We start from the raw sequence: 14,890 nt of genomic DNA on the forward strand, positions 1-14,890 counted from the left end.
TGGTGAGCGCCATGTCGGGTCCCCCCAAAGTCACGGACAACCGTCCCTCCGGCCACGGCAGTCCGATCGTCGAGCCGGGCGGCTTTGTCTGGCCGTGGTCCAACGGCGGGACCGACCTGAACATCGGCCAGTCGGCGGTCAACCAGGGCGTCACCTTCCGCGCCCCGACGGTTGAGGTCGGGCCGGAAAAGAAGGAGCGCCGGCGGCTGAAGGTTTCGCCGGCCTTCCAGGCGACCAGCCGGCCGGGCGTCCTGAACGGCCTGATCCCGCCGGTCATCGGCCTGCTGGCCTTGTTCCACGCCTCGCCCCACATCGGCGACTTCATCGGCCTGGCCGACCTGTTGTTCAGCCTGGCGGCCAGCCTGCCGTTCGGCGACCTGCTCAGCCCTGCCGCCCGGGCCTGGAGCTTCGAGCCCTTCTGGGTCTGGGCCGGCGCCCTGGCCCTGCGGGTGATGGCCATGAACGCCGCCAAGAAGTCGGTGATGGGGGCGCTGACCCTGGCGGTTGTCGCCTTCCTGCTCGAAGCCGGCGCCTGGGTGGTCCTGGCCTCGGGCCGCGAGGGTCAGGGACCACTGGCCAGCCTGTTGCTGGTCGAGGGGGCAATTCTGATGCTCCCGCTGGGCCTGCTGTGGTTTCTGGACCGCCAGCGGCGGCGCCAGGAGGTCTGAGCAGCGGCGGGGTGACCTGCCGCCCCGGCTGGTGCATGCTCCGCTCCAGCACAAGGGGCCGGGGGCGGCATGGGCGAGCATCACAACGATCCGATCATCAGCGGGCCGGAGCCGTCGGGCCCGGCGGTCTGGTGGCGCAACCTGGTCTCGGCCCTGAAGGCCATGCGGGCCAAGGCGCCGGCGCCCGCGCCCGCCAAAGCGCGGAAGCGCCGCAAAGCCGCCCAGGCCGAGGCTGAGGCGCCTGAAGCCGACGCCAAGGCGACCAAGGCCTGGCGCGAGGTCCACGGGCCGCCCGTCATCTGGCTGGCGCCGGTGTTCCTGGCCTTCGCCGCCGCCTACGCCCTGCCGCAACTGGCGCTGTTCATGGAGCCCGAGGCTCCGCGCGGCATGATCAAGGCGGTCGTCGCCGCCCTGCCGGACTTCGCGGCCCCGCTCGAGCCGATGATCACCGGCTGGTTGTGGGCGCCCATCTGGGTGACCCTGTTGGCCCTGGCCCTGCGGCTGCGGGCCGTGTGGGTGACCCATCTGGCTATTCTCGACGCCGTCGGCTGGTCGATGGCGGCTCTGGTCGTCGAGGGCGGCGCCTGGCTGCTGTGGGGCCGGAAGGTGCTCGAGCAGGGCGGCTTCACCACGGCCGAGCGCGACGGGGTCTGGCAGCTGATGGTCGGGGAGATCGTCTTCCTGTTTCTGACCGCCGTCTTCTTCGGCCCGACCAGCCGTCAGCGGGTCCGCTTCGAGCAGTCATGAGCAAGGACCCCATCGTCGAAGGCTCCGAACCCGATCCGGTCGAGCGTCTGCGCGACGGCCTTGGCCGCAACCTGCGGGGCGAGGCCACCGAGACCGCCACGCCGCCGCCCGCCGACGAGGAACCCGACCGGCGCAAACCGGCGGGATGGAGGCCCTGGGTCATCGGACCGGTGGTGCTGGCCCTGGCCCTGTTCCACATCGCCCCGCAGCTGGCGGGCTGGCTGGGCGAGCCCCGCGCCGAGTTGGCGCGCCTGACCCTGCTGCCGTTCGGCGAGACCCTGCGCGACGCCGCCGCCGGTTGGCTGTGGGAGCCGCTGTGGGTGGCGCTTGGGGCCATGGCTCTGCGCCTGCGCGCCCTGCAGCGGATGTTCCGCGATCCGCCCAGCGCCGTCATGATGGCCCTGATCGCCGCCGTCTTCGAAGGCGCCTTCTGGATCTTCATGGGCCTCAAACAGACCGGCGCCTACAGCCCGGCCGAGGCCTCGGCCCTGATCCTGATGTTGAAGATCGAGGGCGGCGTCATCCTCGGCCTTTTCTGCCTCTTTGCTCCGCTGGGCAAACGCAGGCTGGGAGAGACTGACGCCCATTGGAATAGGGACTAGGATCGGTCCATGAGCCTGGTCGTCATCGCCCGCTATTACGATCTGAACGAGGCGACCATCGCCACCTCCGCCCTGCGCTCGGCCGGACTGTCGCCCCAGCTGTTCGACGACCACTGGGCCAGCATGAACTGGATGGCCCGCTCGGCCCTGGGCGGCTTTCGCGTCCTTCTGCCGGAGGACGAGCTGGCGGTCGGCGTCGAGATGTTGCGCAACCTGCCAGTGCCCGAACCCCTGCCCGAGGAAGACGCCATCGTCCGCCCGGATCGGCCCGGCATGACCGCCGCCGCCCTGGCCAGCGCGGCGCTGATGATACCCGAAGTCGGCTGGGCGATGGCCGATCAGCGTCAGCGTCGCCGACCAGTCCTCTGGCGCAGCCTGACGGTGCTGGTGCTCGGCCTCATCGCGCTGGGCCTGTGGGCGACCATCCTCCTGGGCTGGCTGGGCTGAGGATGAGCCCGGACGATTTGCTGCTCACCCTCAAGGTCGTCGCCCGCCTGCTGGGCGGCTGGTACGTCTTCGCCGGGGCGGTGGCGCTGAACGCCTGGCGGATGAACGCCTTCATGGACAGGGCGTTGGAAAAACTGACCCTGCAGCCGACCGACCGCATCGAACAGCTGCGCGGCTGGACCATCTTCGGGGTCGGAGCCCTGACCCTGATGTCAGGCATCTTCCTGATCCTGCTCAGCCCCCTGGCTCCGCCCGCCTTCCTGGCCTGCTGCGCCCTGCAGGGGGCCTATTTCGCCTGGGCCCGCAAGGCTTTGCCGCCGAAGGACGAGGCCAGCCGGAAGGGCCGCCGCGCCTCGACCAACGCCTTCCTGCTCTACCTCGGCTCCACCGGCTTCGTCCTGGGGTGCAATCTGGTCGGTTTGTTCCGCTAGGACAGCGGTTAAGCCTCGAAAAACCGGCCGCAATACGCCATATGCAGCGCACAAAATTCACTCGAAGGATTTGCGGCTGATGGCCCAGTACGACGTCGTCATCATCGGGGGCGGCCCCGGGGGCTACAATGCGGCGGTGCGCGCCGGGCAGCTGGGCCTGAAGACGGCCATCGTCGAAGGTCGCGGCAAGCTGGGCGGCACCTGCCTGAACGTCGGCTGCATGCCCTCCAAGGCCCTGCTGCACGCCTCCGAGATGTACGAACTGGCCGGCAAGGACTTTGCCAAGCTGGGCATCGAGGTTTCGCCCAAGCTGAACCTGACCCAGATGATGGCCCAGAAGGCCGAGAGCGTCGAAGCCCTGACCAAGGGCGTCGAGTTCCTGATGAAGAAGAACAAGGTCGACTACGTGAAGGGCTGGGGCCGGATCGCCGGTCCGGGCAAGGTCGCCGTGAAGGCCGAGGACGGCTCCGAGACCACCCTCGAGACCACCAACATCGTCATCGCCACCGGCTCGGAGCCGACGCCGCTGAACGGCGTCGAGGTCGACCAGAAGCGGATCGTCGATTCCACCGGCGCCCTGGCTCTGCCTGAGGTTCCCAAGAGCCTGGTGGTCATCGGGGCCGGCATCATCGGCCTGGAGCTGGGCTCGGTCTGGCGCCGTCTGGGCGCCGAGGTCACCGTCGTCGAGTTCCTGCCGCGCATCACCCCCGGCGTCGACGAGGAAACCGCCAAGACCTTCCAGCGCAGCCTGACCAAGCAGGGCATGACCTTCAAGCTGGGAACCAAGGTCACCGCCGCCAAGGTCGGCAAGAAGGACGTCGAGCTGACCCTCGAGCCGGCCGCGGGCGGCGACGCCGAGACGCTTCGGGCCGACTACGTCCTGCTGGCCATCGGCCGACGCGCCTACACCCAAGGCCTGGGCCTTGAGACGGTGGGCATCACGCCCGACAAGCGCGGCGTCATCGAGACCGACCACTTCAAGACCAGCGCCCCGGGCGTCTGGGCCATCGGCGATGTCATCTACGGCCCGATGCTGGCCCACAAGGCCGAGGAAGACGCCGTCGCCTGTATCGAGCTGATCGCCGGCAAGGCGGGCCACGTCGACTACAACCTGGTGCCGGGGGTGATCTACACCTATCCGGAGGTCGCCTGGGTCGGGAAGACCGAGGATGCGCTGAAGGCCGAGGGCGTCGCCTACAAGGTCGGCAAGTTCCCCTTCACCGCCAACAGCCGCGCCAAGATCAACCACGAGACCGAGGGCTTTGCGAAAGTCCTGGCCGACGCCACGACCGACCGCATTCTCGGCGTCCACATCATCGGTCCGCAGGCCGGCGAGATGATCGGCGAGTACTGCGTGGCCATGGCGTTTGCCGCCGCGTCCGAAGACGTGGCCCGCACCTGCCACCCCCACCCCACCCGCTCCGAAGCCGGCCGCCAGGCGGCGATGGGCGTCGAGGGCTGGACGATGCAGGCCTGACCCCTCACCGTGTGACAAACACACGGGAGAGAGAGATGGGCGACATCAAGTGGCGCGATCCGGAGATCGCTGCGGTGCGAGCCCTTTACGCCTCGCTGCAGCCGCCTGAGGGCTCGCCCGAGCAGACCTGGGCCGAGCGCCGCGCCGCCATGGATGGCTTCGGCGAGATCGGCTCCCTGCCCGAGGGCACGCTGGTCGTGCCGGTCGACATCGAGGGCATGGCCGCCGAGGGCCTGGTGCCGCCGAGCTATGACGAGAGCCGTCAGATCCTCTACCTGCACGGCGGCGGCTATGTGATCGGCAGCCCCAGAAGCCACCGCCCCATGTGCGCCCGGCTGGCGTCGGAGGCCGGCTGTCCGGTCCTGGTCCCCGACTATCGCATGGGGCCGGAGAACCCCTTCCCCGCCGCCGTCGAGGATGGAGTGAAGGCCTGGAAGCACCTGCTGGAGGCCGGCATCGATCCGGCGCGGATGGTCATCGCCGGCGACAGCGCCGGCGGCGGCCTGACCCTGGCCACGGCGCTGGCGCTGAGGGATCAAGGTCTGCCGCAACCGGCCGGCCTGTTCTGCATCAGTCCGTGGGCGGATCTGCGTCAGGTCGGCAAGGCCTATGAGGCCGTGCAGCATCTCGATCCGATGATCAGCATTCCGGGCCTCGACCAGTTCGCCGCCGCCTATCTTAACGGCGCCGACGCGGCCCATCCGCACGCTTCGCCAGCGCTCGGCGACTTCACGGGCATCGCCCCGATCCTCGTCCATGTCAGCGGGGCGGAGGTGCTGATGAGCGACAGCATCGCCGTGGCCGAGGCCGCCGGCCTGGCCGGCGTGCCAGTGCGGCTGGAGATCTGGCCGGAGATGCTCCACGTCTGGCACGCCTGGTCCGGCCAGTTGGCCGCCGGCCGCAAGGCGCTCAGCGACGCGGGGGCGTGGATTCGGGACGTGACGGGCGGCTGACTACTTCGCCGGAGCCGCCATCGGCGCGCCGGCCTTCACCGACGCCTTGACCTGCTCATGCATGGCCGGCGGCAGGGGGATCATGCCGCGTTCCTGCAGATACCCGCCCCGGCCGCTGGCGGCGTCGGAGGTGTACTCCTTGACGAAGGCGCGCAGACCCGGGGTCAGGTCGAGGCGGGATTTCTTGACGTAGATGTAGAGCGAGCGGCTGAGCGGGTATTTGCCCGAGGCGATGGTCTCGAAGGTCGGCTTGACCCCGTCGATCGAGGCCACCTTCACCTTGTCCATGTTCTCTTCGTAGAAGAAATAGCCGAACACGCCGGCCGAACCCGGGGTCCGGGTCAAGGTCTGGACGATGGCGTTGTCGTTCTCGCCGGCGTCGATCCAGCGGTCGGAGCGCAGGGGATCGACCCGGCCCTTGAAGGCCTTCTCGTCGTCCTTCTTCATCGCCTTGAGCAGGTCGAAGCGGGTCGCCCCGGCCTCGATGCCCAGTTCCAGGAAGGCGTCGCGGGTGCCGCTGGTCGGGGGCGGGCCGTAGACCAGGATCTTGCTCGGCGGCAGGCCGGGGCCGATCTGGCTCCAGTTCAGGTAGGGGTTCTTCTGCAGCCGGCCCTGGCGCAGGGTGTCGGCCGACAGGGCCAGGAACAGATGCTCCAGCTTCAGGTTGAAGTCGGGCGCCCGCTTGTCCATGGCCAGGACGATGCCGTCGTAGCCGACCTTGATCTCGATGATGTCGGTCACGCCGTTCTTCTGGCAGGCCTCGTATTCCGACTTCTTCATCGGCCGGCTGGCATTGGCGATATCGGGGAAGGCGTCGCCCGCCCCGCCGCAGAACAACTTTATCCCCCCGCCGGTGCCCAGGCTCTCGACCTTGGGCGTGCGCGACCCGGTCTTGCGGGCATAGGTCTCGGCCACCCGAGTCGTGTACGGAAACACCGTCGAGGAGCCGGCCGCCCAGACATAGTCGCGGGCCGCCCAGGCGGTCCCGGCCGAAGCCATGGCGATCACGGAAATTGCGGTGGCGAGCAGGCGTTTCATAGGACGGTCCCGATGGTTGGAACCGTCCCTACAAAGCTTGTGCGACAGTCCGACGACAAACTGCGAAAAATGATCCGCCCAAAGAGTAAGGCGGGTCAGAGCAACCGGGTGCGGATCGCCTGGCTGAGCAGGTCGATGCCCGACACGGCCACGACGATGACCAGCACGATGGCCCCGGTCTGGTCGTAGGCGAAGCTGTTGGTCGAATCGAGCAGCACCTGACCGATGCCGCCAGCCCCGATCAGGCCCAGCACCGTCGCCGATCGGCTGTTGCTCTCGAACCGGTAGAGGGCGTAGCCGACCCACAGCGGCGCGACCTGCGGGATGACCCCCCAGACGATCTCGGCCAGGCGGCCGGCGCCGGTGGCGCGAACACCCTCGACAGGCCCCTTGTCCGTGGCTTCCACGGCCTCGGCGAACAGCTTGGCCAGCACGCCGCCGGTGTTGAACATCATGGCCATGACGCCGGCGAAGGGGCCGAGGCCCACGGCGGTGATGAAGATCAGGGCGACGACCAGGTCGGGGATCGAACGGACCAGGTCAAGCATCCGCCGGACCGGCTGCTGGATCCAGGCCGGGGTGATGTTGGCCGCGCCCAGCAGGCCGAACGGAATAGCGACGAGGATGGCCAGGAAGGTGCCCCACAGGGCCATCTGGATCGTCTCCCACATCTTGCGGATGTAGAGGGCCCAGTCGGCCTTGAGGAAGTTCTCGTGGCCCGGGATGAAGGGCGAGAAGAACCCGGCCACGAACTGCTGCATCCCCTCGGAGCCGAACAGCTGCGGGAACTTGTAGATCTCGGCCGGGCCGAAGCTGATGATCAGCAGGATGGCGACGCCGCCCCAGATCACGATGTCGAAGGCCCGCGACGACAGCGATCGGGTCGGCGGGGCCAGATTGGCGGCGTCTTGGGTCATGGGCGGGGTTTCGCTCGTTTCGCCTTGAGGCCTAGTTCGCCGGCGCCTGGGCGGCCTTGGCCTGTTCGGCCTCGATGTCCCGGATGGACTTGGTCGCCGCGTCGATCTTGGCCTTGTCGCCGGCTTCCTTGGCCAGCCCCAGCTGCTCCATGGCCTCCATCTTGCGGACAAACAGCAGGTGGCTGGCGTCGGCCGGCTTGAAGCCGCCGATCGACAGCTTCTTCATGTTCTCACGCTGTTTGGCGGCCTCCGGGGTGTCGCCCTGGCCGTAGGTCAGGAAGAACTGGCGGACCTTTTCCTTGACGGCAGGATCGAGGTCCTTGCGCCAGACGATCGGATCCTCCGGGAGAATCGGCGAGGTCCAGATGACCCGGACCTGATCGCCCTGGCCTTCGTTGCGGTCCTTGTTCAGGCGAATGGCGGTCGAGTTGTTGGTCGCCGCGTCGAGCCGCTTGTTGGCCACGGCAAACAGGTTCGACTGGTGGTTGGCGGTCAGCACGGTCTTGAAGCAGTTCTCCGGCTTGATGCCGCGCGGGATGAAGACCTCGGTCATCGGGGCCAGAGTGCCGCTGGTCGACTTCTTGTCGCCCATGCCGAAGTTCAGCGTCTTGTCGCATTTCAGGAGGTCGTCGAGGGTCTGGATCGGGCTGTCCTTGGGGACGATGATCACCGAGGTGTAGCCGTCCGTACCGGAAGGATCGAAGGTGCGGGCGAAGACCTCGCCGTTCGACCGGCGCACGGCCTCCAGGCCCGACTGGTTGGAGAACCAGCCGAGATCGGTCTGCTTGAAGCGCATGGCCTCGATCAGGGCGCTGTAGCTGGACGAGAAGAAGGGCTTCACTTTCAGGCCGGTGGACTTCTCCATGTCGGCCAGGATCGGAGCCCAGTAGGTCTCCATGTTCTGCGACTTCTCGGTCGACAGGATGGAGAAGGTGATCTCGTTCTTGGGCTTGTCCTGGGCGCCGCCGCCACAGGCGGTCAGCGCCAGGGCGGCCGTGGCGGCCAGGCCGATGAACAGGCGGCGGGGGATCATTGCGGAGCTCCTTCCCAGAAAACGTCCTCGAATTCCGGGCCGTAGATTTCAACAAGCTTGGGCTTCTGCAGGCCGGACGGCGGGCCGTCGTAGACGACCTTTCCGGCCTTGAGGGCGACGACGCGGTCGCAGTAGCGCATGGCGTAATCGACCTGGTGCAGGGTGACGATGACGGTCAGGCCGTCCTGGCGGTTCAGCTCGCGAAGGATTTCCATGACCTTGCGGGCCGCCACCGGATCGAGCGAGGCGACCGGCTCGTCGGCCAGGATGACCTTGGCCTTCTGGACCAGGGCCCGGGCGATGGCGCCGCGCTGCTGCTGGCCGCCCGACAGGGTGTTGGCGCGTTGACCGGCGTAGTCGGCGATGCCCACGCGGTGCAGGGCCTGCATGGCCGCGACCTTGGTTTCCTCCGGCCAGCGGCCGAACAGGCCTTGCAGGTAGCCAATGCGGCCAAGCGAGCCCAGCGCCACGTTGGTGAACAGGCTCAGGCGGCCGACAAGATTGAACTGCTGGGCGATGAAGCCGATGCGGATGCGGGCGTCGCGGACCTTGTCGCCCACCTTGCCCTTGGATTGCGTGGTCGTGCCGAAGGCGGTGATGGTTCCAGCCGGACCGTCGATGGTCTGCAGCCCGTCGATCGAGCGCAGCAGGGTGGACTTGCCCGAACCCGAGGGTCCGATCAGGGCGACCATCTCGCCCTTGTCTACGTCCAGCGACACGCCATCGAGGGCGCGGCGCTTGCCGAAGGTCTTGGAGACTCCCCGGACCTGGAGAACGGCGTCTTGCGTCATGTGTCTCTTCTGGGCGGGCGGTTGCCACGCGGGGAAAATTACCCTGAAGCGTTACGCTATCTGGCAGGGTTTCCGCAACCTTGCGGACTCTGTGGGGCGATCTACGGCGTTTCGCGCCACCCCTTGCGGCGTCAGGCAGCGCCCGGTGTCGGCGGGGGGTACAAAAACCACTTTACAGGGGGGTCCGATTGCCTCATATCGCGCGGCTCCGGCGGACCCCGTGTCCAACTACGCTGCTAACGCCGGCCTGGGTTTAACTGCTAACAGGGGGCTACGTGAATTGCACACGTACCATACTCCCCTGGACCTGGTCCGCGAGCGGTCTCCGGAACATCCTGTCGCACTCGTGCGACGCGATGCCGTAGCTGCAGCAGCGCGCTGGTTCCAGACGAAGTTCAAGGGTGACGTCCTCTACGCTGTGAAGGCAAACCCTTCGCCGTGGGTGATCGAAACGCTCGTCGCTAACGGCGTCACCAAGTTCGACGTGGCGTCGATCCCCGAGATCGCGCTCGTGGCCGAACATGCGCCCGGCGCCCAGATGGCCTTCATGCATCCCGTGAAGAGCCGCCGGGCGATCTCCCAGGCCTATTTCGACTACGGCGTGCGCACCTTTGCGCTCGACACCCACGAAGAGCTGGCCAAGATCATCGACGCCACCGGCGGGGCGCGCGACCTGAACCTCATCGTCCGCATGGCGGTCGATGCGGAAGGCGCCAACTTCAGCCTGTCGGGCAAGTTCGGGGTCAACAGCTTCGAGGCTCCCAGCCTTCTCCTGGCCGCCCGTCAGGCGACAGCTGAGCTGATGGGCGTCTCCTTCCACGTCGGCAGCCAGTGCATGCGCCCGACCGCCTACCAGGCCGCCATGGCCCAGGTCGGCCGATCGCTGGTCCGCGCCGGTGTCTTCGCCGACGTCGTGGACGTGGGCGGCGGCTTCCCGTCGATCTATCCCGGCATGATCCCGCCGGACATGGACGACTATTTCGCGGCCATCGAACGCGGCTTCAACGAGATGCCGGTGTCGGAGACGACCGAGCTGTGGTGTGAACCCGGCCGGGCGCTGGTCGCCGAGTCGACGTCGCTGCTCACCCGTGTCGAGCTCCGCAAGGGCGAGGCGCTTTACCTCAACGACGGCAGCTACGGCTCGCTGTTCGACGCGGCGCACGTCAAATGGCCCTTCCCGGTCAAGCTCTACCGCGGCGAAGGCGAGACCGCCCAGGAGGTGGAAGGCGATCTGAAGCCTTTCCGTTTCTACGGCCCGACCTGCGACTCCCTGGACCACATGCCCGGCCCCTTCTACCTGCCGGCCGACATCCAGGAAGGCGACTTCATCGAGATCGGCATGCTCGGCGCCTATGGCGTCGCCATGACCACCCGCTTCAACGGTTTCGGCGAGACCGAGATGGTTGAAGTGACCGACGCTCCGATGGCTTCGATGTTCGGTCTGGCCCGTCGCTCGATCCCGGCTCCCAAACAGGCGAGCAATGTCGTGCGGCTGTCACGCCCCAAGGGCAGGAAACGTCGGCGCAAGTAAGCCGTTTAGTACCCAATCATTATGCCGCAGGCCCGTCGCTCCGTCCGGGCCTGCGGATGCTTTTGTCGACGGGCGCTCAAAACCAAAGGGAAACCTGAAGCGATGAACGCTCCTGTTCCGAATACGAAAGCCCAGCTGCTCGGCAACACCGTCGAGCATGTCGACATGACCAGCTTCGACGCCCGTCCGATCATCGATTCGATGCGCAAGATGAGCTTCTCGAGCCGTGACACGGCCCGCGCCGCCGACATCTTCTCGATGGCTATCGAAGACCCGGACTGCAGCCCCTGGCTGATCCTGGCCGGCTCGACTTCGGCCGGCGGCTGCATGCATGTCTACCGCGACATGGTGAAGTTCGGCATGGTCGACGCCATCGTCGCCACCGGCGCCTCGATCATCGACATGGATTTCTTCGAAGCCCTCGGCTTCAAGCACTACCAGGCCGCCGGCCCTGTCGACGACAACGTGCTGCGCGAGAACTACATCGACCGCATCTACGACACCTACATCGACGAGGAAGAGCTCCAGGCCTGCGACCACACCATCCTGGAGATCGCCAACCGCCTGGAGCCGCGCGGCTATTCCAGCCGGGAGTTCATCTGGGAAATCGGCAAGTGGCTGTCGGAAGGCAACGCCAAGAAGCCGGGCAGCCTGATCCAGACCGCCTATGAAGAAGGCGTGCCGATCTTCTGCCCGGCCTTCGTCGACAGCTCGGCGGGCTTTGGCCTGGTCAAGCACCAGAAGGAGCGGATGGCCGCCAAGCAGCCCTACCTGATGCTGGACGCCATCGCCGACTTCCGCGAACTGACCGATATCAAGATCGCGGCCGGCACCACCGGCCTGTTCATGGTCGGTGGCGGGGTGCCCAAGAACTTCGCCCAGGACACCGTGGTCTGCGCCGAAATCCTCGGCGTCGAGGCGGACATGCACAAGTACGCGGTGCAGATCACCGTCGCCGACGTGCGGGACGGCGCCTGCTCGTCCTCGACCCTGAAAGAGGCCGCCAGCTGGGGCAAGGTGGACACGACCTTCGAACAGATGGTCTTCGCCGAGGCCACCACCGTGGTGCCGCTGATCGGTTCCGACGCCTATCACCGGGGCGCCTGGAAGAACCGCACCAAGCGCCGCTGGAACAAGCTGTTCCAATAGCCACACCAACCGCCGCCGCTTCGGGAACCCCCGGAGCGGCGGTTGCTTATGGTCCCCGGGGGCGCTTAAGTCGGCGCACTGCCGTCGGAGCTTCCATGTCCATGATCCGCTTCTCGCTTGTCGCCGCCTCGGCGGTGCTTTTGCTGGCCGCCTGCGGCAAGGCCGACGACTCCGAGACGCCGACTCCGGCCGAATCCGAAGCCAGGGTGGAGACCCCGACCGCCCCGACCGGTCCGCTTGGGCCTGACCAGACCGTCACCTCCGACGGGGCCACCGTCTCGGTCGGCGCCGCCGCTTCCAAGGTCACGACCCCGGCCTATGCGCCGCTCTATCCGGGCTCCACGGTCCTCACCAGCGTCATCGGCGAAAGCGGCGTCGGCAAGGGGGGCAGCGTCACCTACCGGGTGACTGCCAGCCCCGCGGCGGTGATCGGCTTCTACGAAGACAAGGTGAAGGCCGCCGGCAAGCCGGTGACCATGAACGCGGAGATGGGCGCCAACGTGCGCATGCTGACCGCCGGCGACAGCGGCGATGGCAAGGGCGCCATGCAGGTCATCGCCAGCCCCTCGGGCAGCGGCTCGGAAGTGCAGCTGACCTGGTCGGACGAGGATGCCGCGGAAGAGGTCCAGGCGATGCCGCCGCCGCCTCCGGGGCGCGACAACATCCCCAAGAAGCGGACCGGCGGCTGACCGCTTGCCCCGGCCCCCGGCGATAGCTACCTCTGGGTCCATGTCCTGCGGCCACGACCATCACAGCCACGGCCTGAGCGGCGGCGCCCTGAACGCCGAGCTGACCGCCGCCGATGCGCGCTGCGCCGGGGCCGGGCAGAAGCTGACCCCGCCGCGCCGCCGGGTGCTCGAACAGTTGCTCGAGGCCGGCCAGCCGGTGAAGGCCTATGACCTGATCGCCACCTTCGCCGACGGGGCCCCGGCCAAGCCGCCGACCGTCTACCGGGCCCTGGAGTTCCTGTCGAAACAGGGCTTCGCCCACCGCATCGAGAGCCTCAACGCCTATGTCGCCTGCCGCCACTCGGCCAGCGAGGAGGCCGACAACCATGCCGCCGCCTTCCTGATCTGCGACTGCTGCGGCGCGACCCGCGAGATCGACCCGGCCGTTCTGGACAGCATCGAGACGGCCGCGAAGGCGCCGGGCTTCACCGTCCAGTCGGTGACCATCGAGGCCCACGGCCTCTGCGCGGATTGCGCCGCCTGATGGGTTTCGAGGGGGCGGAACTCTGGCGCGGCGGCGTCAACACCTGGGAATGCGACGAGATGGGGCACATGAATGTGCGCTTCTACGTCGCCAAGGCCGTCGAGGGTCTGGCCACCCTGGCGGCCCTGATCGGCATGCCCGAGGCCTTCTGTGCCGACGCCACCTCGACCTTGCTGGTCCGTGAGCAGCACATCCGCTTTCTCAAGGAAGCCCACGCCGGCGCCGCCCTGCACATGGTCGGCGGCGTGGTCGAGATGGGCGAGAGCGAGGCCCGCTTCGTCCAGCTACTGATCCATTCGGGCAGCGGTGACATCGCCGCCAGCTTTCAGACGGTGGTCACCCACGCCACGCCCCGAGAGGGAACCGCCTTCCCTTGGTCGGACCGCACGAGGGCGCTGGCCGCCGACCTGACCATGGCCGTGCCGGACAAGGCGCAGTCCCGCAGCGTGGCCCTCGACCCGGTGGAAACGACCGGCAGCCTGGCCCGCGCCGATGAGCTGGGCCTGCTGCGCATTGGCCTTGGGGCCATCTCGCCGCAGGAAACAGACGTCTTCGGCCGCATGCGTCCGGAGCTGTTCATCGGCCGGGTGTCGGACGGGATCGGCGGGTTGGTTGGCCCCCTGCGAGCCATCGTCGCCGACAACGCACCGGACAAGCCGGCCCGCACTGGCGGCGCGGTGCTTGAGTATCGACTGGTGCAGCTGGACTGGCCGCGGGCCGGTGAACGCTTCGAACTGCGCTCGGGCCTCGTCGGCGTCGACAGGCGGACCATGCGCCTGGTCCACTGGATGCTGGATCCCGAGAGCGGCAAGGTCTGGGGGACGAGCGAGGCGGTGGCGATCACGTTTGATCTGGACGCCCGCAAAGCGGTTGCCATCGAGGATGCGGCGCGTGACGCGATGATGAAGACCGCAACGGCGGGCCTCGCGCTCTGAAATCCCCCCTCCCGCTTGTCGGGAGAAGGGCCTGTTACTTCAGCGCCTCGAGCAGCGCGGCCCGCGCCAGGTCCGGAACCTCCATCGGCAGGAAGTGGGTCGTGCCGGGGATCGTCTCCACCGTGATGCGGCCCGTCCCCGTCAGCTCATCCAGCCGATCCAGGACATTGCAGGTCGAGCCCTCTTCCGCCCGCAGGATGCGGATGGGGCAGCGGGAGGCGTGGAAGGCGACCCAGGGATTGTGGAAGTGGGCCGCGAAGTTGGCCGATTCCCACTCAGGCGCGCAGGACAGCCTCAAACCACCTTCGCCATTGTCGGTCAGGCCGTCGGCCAGGTAGTCGGCCAGCATTTCCGGCGGCCAGGTGCGGAGGGCGCCGCGGCCGAGGTAGGCGTTGTAGGCCCCCTCGCGGCTGTCGAAGGCGTTGCGCCGACGGCGGGCGCCGACGGCCAGCGGCGAGTTCTTCATGCCGTCGGGCCCGAAGCTTTCGGCCAGGCCCTCCTTCATGACCACCGGATCGAGCAGCACCAGCCGCGGAACCAGCTCGGGCCGCAGGCCGGCGGCCAGCAGGCCGGACGTGCCGCCCATCGAATGGCCGGCGACCAGGCGCGGCGGGGCGTCCAGGGTCTCCAGGAGGCCGATCAGATCGTCGCGGTAGCCGAGCCAGGAACTGTGGCCATCGCCGGGGTCGGCCTCCAGCTCGCTCAGGCCATGGCCGCGCATGTCGATCGCCAGGATGCGGTTCCCGGCGTCGGCCACCGGGCTGAGCAGCCGGCGGTAGGTCAGGGCGTTGAAGCCGTTGGCGTGGCAGAAGACCAGATCGATCGGCCGGTCTTCGGGACCCATCTCGATGGCCGCCATGGTCCCGTCGCCGGTCGGGCTCTGGATCGGAATGCGGCGGCGGCGGAACTCAGGTCCAGGGGGCGCGGGATCGTTGCTCATCGGAACGGTCATGGCCGAG

The 14,890-nt window shown here is 67.9% G+C and carries 17 protein-coding genes; 12 read left to right on the forward strand and 5 right to left on the reverse strand.

The window, feature by feature from the left end; all coding sequences use genetic code 11:
* The first annotated feature begins 11 nt into the window (after nt 1-11).
* From AC2YG9_RS06210 to AC2YG9_RS06240, 7 genes are all read left to right on the forward strand, one after another.
* Complete coding sequence (locus tag AC2YG9_RS06210; protein ID WP_487297078.1) at nt 12-668, forward strand: hypothetical protein; 657 nt, start codon at nt 12-14, stop codon at nt 666-668.
* Between the two features lie 69 nt (nt 669-737).
* On the forward strand, nt 738-1,415 hold the full coding sequence (locus tag AC2YG9_RS06215; RefSeq protein ID WP_487297079.1) for a hypothetical protein: 678 nt from the start codon (nt 738-740) through the stop codon (nt 1,413-1,415).
* The gene (locus tag AC2YG9_RS06220; protein WP_487297080.1) at nt 1,412-2,017 is read left to right on the forward strand and encodes a hypothetical protein; all 606 of its coding nucleotides are present in this window, start codon (nt 1,412-1,414) and stop codon (nt 2,015-2,017) included. The genes AC2YG9_RS06215 and AC2YG9_RS06220 overlap by 4 nt, the downstream gene beginning before the upstream one ends.
* Before the next feature lie 9 nt (nt 2,018-2,026).
* Nucleotides 2,027-2,464 (forward strand): hypothetical protein, encoded by a 438-nt coding sequence (locus AC2YG9_RS06225; RefSeq protein WP_487297081.1) that lies wholly within the window; start codon nt 2,027-2,029, stop codon nt 2,462-2,464.
* 2 nt (nt 2,465-2,466) lie between these two features.
* The gene (locus AC2YG9_RS06230) at nt 2,467-2,895 is read left to right on the forward strand and encodes a hypothetical protein (RefSeq protein ID WP_487297082.1); all 429 of its coding nucleotides are present in this window, start codon (nt 2,467-2,469) and stop codon (nt 2,893-2,895) included.
* 79 nt (nt 2,896-2,974) lie between these two features.
* Complete coding sequence (gene lpdA, locus AC2YG9_RS06235) at nt 2,975-4,372, forward strand: dihydrolipoyl dehydrogenase (protein ID WP_487297083.1); 1,398 nt, start codon at nt 2,975-2,977, stop codon at nt 4,370-4,372.
* A gap of 35 nt (nt 4,373-4,407) precedes the next feature.
* On the forward strand, nt 4,408-5,325 hold the full coding sequence (locus tag AC2YG9_RS06240; RefSeq protein WP_487297084.1) for an alpha/beta hydrolase: 918 nt from the start codon (nt 4,408-4,410) through the stop codon (nt 5,323-5,325).
* Here the strand turns inward: AC2YG9_RS06240 and AC2YG9_RS06245 are convergent, their stop codons facing one another.
* The 4 genes from AC2YG9_RS06245 to phnC form a co-directional block, all read right to left on the reverse strand.
* Nucleotides 5,326-6,363 carry a substrate-binding domain-containing protein gene (locus AC2YG9_RS06245; RefSeq protein ID WP_487297085.1) on the reverse strand — a complete coding sequence of 346 codons (1,038 nt, stop codon included), beginning with the start codon at nt 6,361-6,363 and terminating at the stop codon, nt 5,326-5,328.
* Nucleotides 6,364-6,458: 95 nt separating this feature from the next.
* The gene (gene phnE, locus AC2YG9_RS06250; protein WP_487297086.1) at nt 6,459-7,280 is read right to left on the reverse strand and encodes a phosphonate ABC transporter, permease protein PhnE; all 822 of its coding nucleotides are present in this window, start codon (nt 7,278-7,280) and stop codon (nt 6,459-6,461) included.
* A gap of 31 nt (nt 7,281-7,311) precedes the next feature.
* A complete protein-coding gene (gene phnD, locus AC2YG9_RS06255; protein ID WP_487297087.1) occupies nt 7,312-8,313 on the reverse strand; it encodes a phosphate/phosphite/phosphonate ABC transporter substrate-binding protein in 1,002 nt (333 codons plus the stop codon).
* Nucleotides 8,310-9,104 carry a phosphonate ABC transporter ATP-binding protein gene (gene phnC / locus AC2YG9_RS06260; RefSeq protein ID WP_487297088.1) on the reverse strand — a complete coding sequence of 265 codons (795 nt, stop codon included), beginning with the start codon at nt 9,102-9,104 and terminating at the stop codon, nt 8,310-8,312. The genes phnD and phnC overlap by 4 nt, the downstream gene beginning before the upstream one ends.
* A gap of 280 nt (nt 9,105-9,384) precedes the next feature.
* On the opposite strand from phnC, the gene AC2YG9_RS06265 reads away from it, so the two are divergent.
* The 5 genes from AC2YG9_RS06265 (at nt 9,385) to AC2YG9_RS06285 (ending at nt 13,931) form a co-directional block, all read left to right on the forward strand.
* Nucleotides 9,385-10,635 carry a type III PLP-dependent enzyme gene (locus AC2YG9_RS06265; RefSeq protein ID WP_487297089.1) on the forward strand — a complete coding sequence of 417 codons (1,251 nt, stop codon included), beginning with the start codon at nt 9,385-9,387 and terminating at the stop codon, nt 10,633-10,635.
* A gap of 102 nt (nt 10,636-10,737) precedes the next feature.
* Entirely contained in the window at nt 10,738-11,784 is a 1,047-nt protein-coding gene (locus tag AC2YG9_RS06270; RefSeq protein WP_487297090.1) for a 1,9-bis(guanidino)-5-aza-nonane synthase, read from the forward strand.
* Nucleotides 11,785-11,879: 95 nt separating this feature from the next.
* Nucleotides 11,880-12,473, forward strand: coding sequence for a hypothetical protein (locus AC2YG9_RS06275; protein ID WP_487297091.1), 594 nt, complete (start codon nt 11,880-11,882; stop codon nt 12,471-12,473).
* Between the two features lie 40 nt (nt 12,474-12,513).
* Nucleotides 12,514-12,996 carry a transcriptional repressor gene (locus AC2YG9_RS06280; RefSeq protein ID WP_487297092.1) on the forward strand — a complete coding sequence of 161 codons (483 nt, stop codon included), beginning with the start codon at nt 12,514-12,516 and terminating at the stop codon, nt 12,994-12,996.
* Nucleotides 12,996-13,931 carry a thioesterase family protein gene (locus tag AC2YG9_RS06285; protein ID WP_487297093.1) on the forward strand — a complete coding sequence of 312 codons (936 nt, stop codon included), beginning with the start codon at nt 12,996-12,998 and terminating at the stop codon, nt 13,929-13,931. The genes AC2YG9_RS06280 and AC2YG9_RS06285 overlap by 1 nt, the downstream gene beginning before the upstream one ends.
* Nucleotides 13,932-13,965: 34 nt before the next feature.
* On the opposite strand, the gene AC2YG9_RS06290 is transcribed toward AC2YG9_RS06285, so the two are convergent.
* Complete coding sequence (locus AC2YG9_RS06290; protein WP_487297094.1) at nt 13,966-14,883, reverse strand: alpha/beta fold hydrolase; 918 nt, start codon at nt 14,881-14,883, stop codon at nt 13,966-13,968.
* Nucleotides 14,884-14,890 lie beyond the last annotated feature (7 nt).

This window comes from Caulobacter sp. SRI_014, assembly GCF_057586315.1.

Excerpts from the sequence above, each read along its gene's own strand:
- AC2YG9_RS06210 (WP_487297078.1), top strand. The coding sequence starts at position 12 with ATGTCGGGTCCCCCCAAAGTCACGGACAACCGTCCCTCCGGCCACGGC.
- AC2YG9_RS06215 (WP_487297079.1), top strand. The coding sequence starts at position 738 with ATGGGCGAGCATCACAACGATCCGATCATCAGCGGGCCGGAGCCGTCG.
- AC2YG9_RS06220 (WP_487297080.1), top strand. The coding sequence starts at position 1,412 with ATGAGCAAGGACCCCATCGTCGAAGGCTCCGAACCCGATCCGGTCGAG.
- AC2YG9_RS06225 (WP_487297081.1), top strand. The coding sequence starts at position 2,027 with ATGAGCCTGGTCGTCATCGCCCGCTATTACGATCTGAACGAGGCGACC.
- AC2YG9_RS06230 (WP_487297082.1), top strand. The coding sequence starts at position 2,467 with ATGAGCCCGGACGATTTGCTGCTCACCCTCAAGGTCGTCGCCCGCCTG.
- lpdA (WP_487297083.1), top strand. The coding sequence starts at position 2,975 with ATGGCCCAGTACGACGTCGTCATCATCGGGGGCGGCCCCGGGGGCTAC.
- AC2YG9_RS06240 (WP_487297084.1), top strand. The coding sequence starts at position 4,408 with ATGGGCGACATCAAGTGGCGCGATCCGGAGATCGCTGCGGTGCGAGCC.
- AC2YG9_RS06245 (WP_487297085.1), bottom strand. The coding sequence starts at position 6,363 with ATGAAACGCCTGCTCGCCACCGCAATTTCCGTGATCGCCATGGCTTCG.
- phnE (WP_487297086.1), bottom strand. The coding sequence starts at position 7,280 with ATGACCCAAGACGCCGCCAATCTGGCCCCGCCGACCCGATCGCTGTCG.
- phnD (WP_487297087.1), bottom strand. The coding sequence starts at position 8,313 with ATGATCCCCCGCCGCCTGTTCATCGGCCTGGCCGCCACGGCCGCCCTG.
- phnC (WP_487297088.1), bottom strand. The coding sequence starts at position 9,104 with ATGACGCAAGACGCCGTTCTCCAGGTCCGGGGAGTCTCCAAGACCTTC.
- AC2YG9_RS06270 (WP_487297090.1), top strand. The coding sequence starts at position 10,738 with ATGAACGCTCCTGTTCCGAATACGAAAGCCCAGCTGCTCGGCAACACC.
- AC2YG9_RS06275 (WP_487297091.1), top strand. The coding sequence starts at position 11,880 with ATGTCCATGATCCGCTTCTCGCTTGTCGCCGCCTCGGCGGTGCTTTTG.
- AC2YG9_RS06280 (WP_487297092.1), top strand. The coding sequence starts at position 12,514 with ATGTCCTGCGGCCACGACCATCACAGCCACGGCCTGAGCGGCGGCGCC.
- AC2YG9_RS06285 (WP_487297093.1), top strand. The coding sequence starts at position 12,996 with ATGGGTTTCGAGGGGGCGGAACTCTGGCGCGGCGGCGTCAACACCTGG.
- AC2YG9_RS06290 (WP_487297094.1), bottom strand. The coding sequence starts at position 14,883 with ATGACCGTTCCGATGAGCAACGATCCCGCGCCCCCTGGACCTGAGTTC.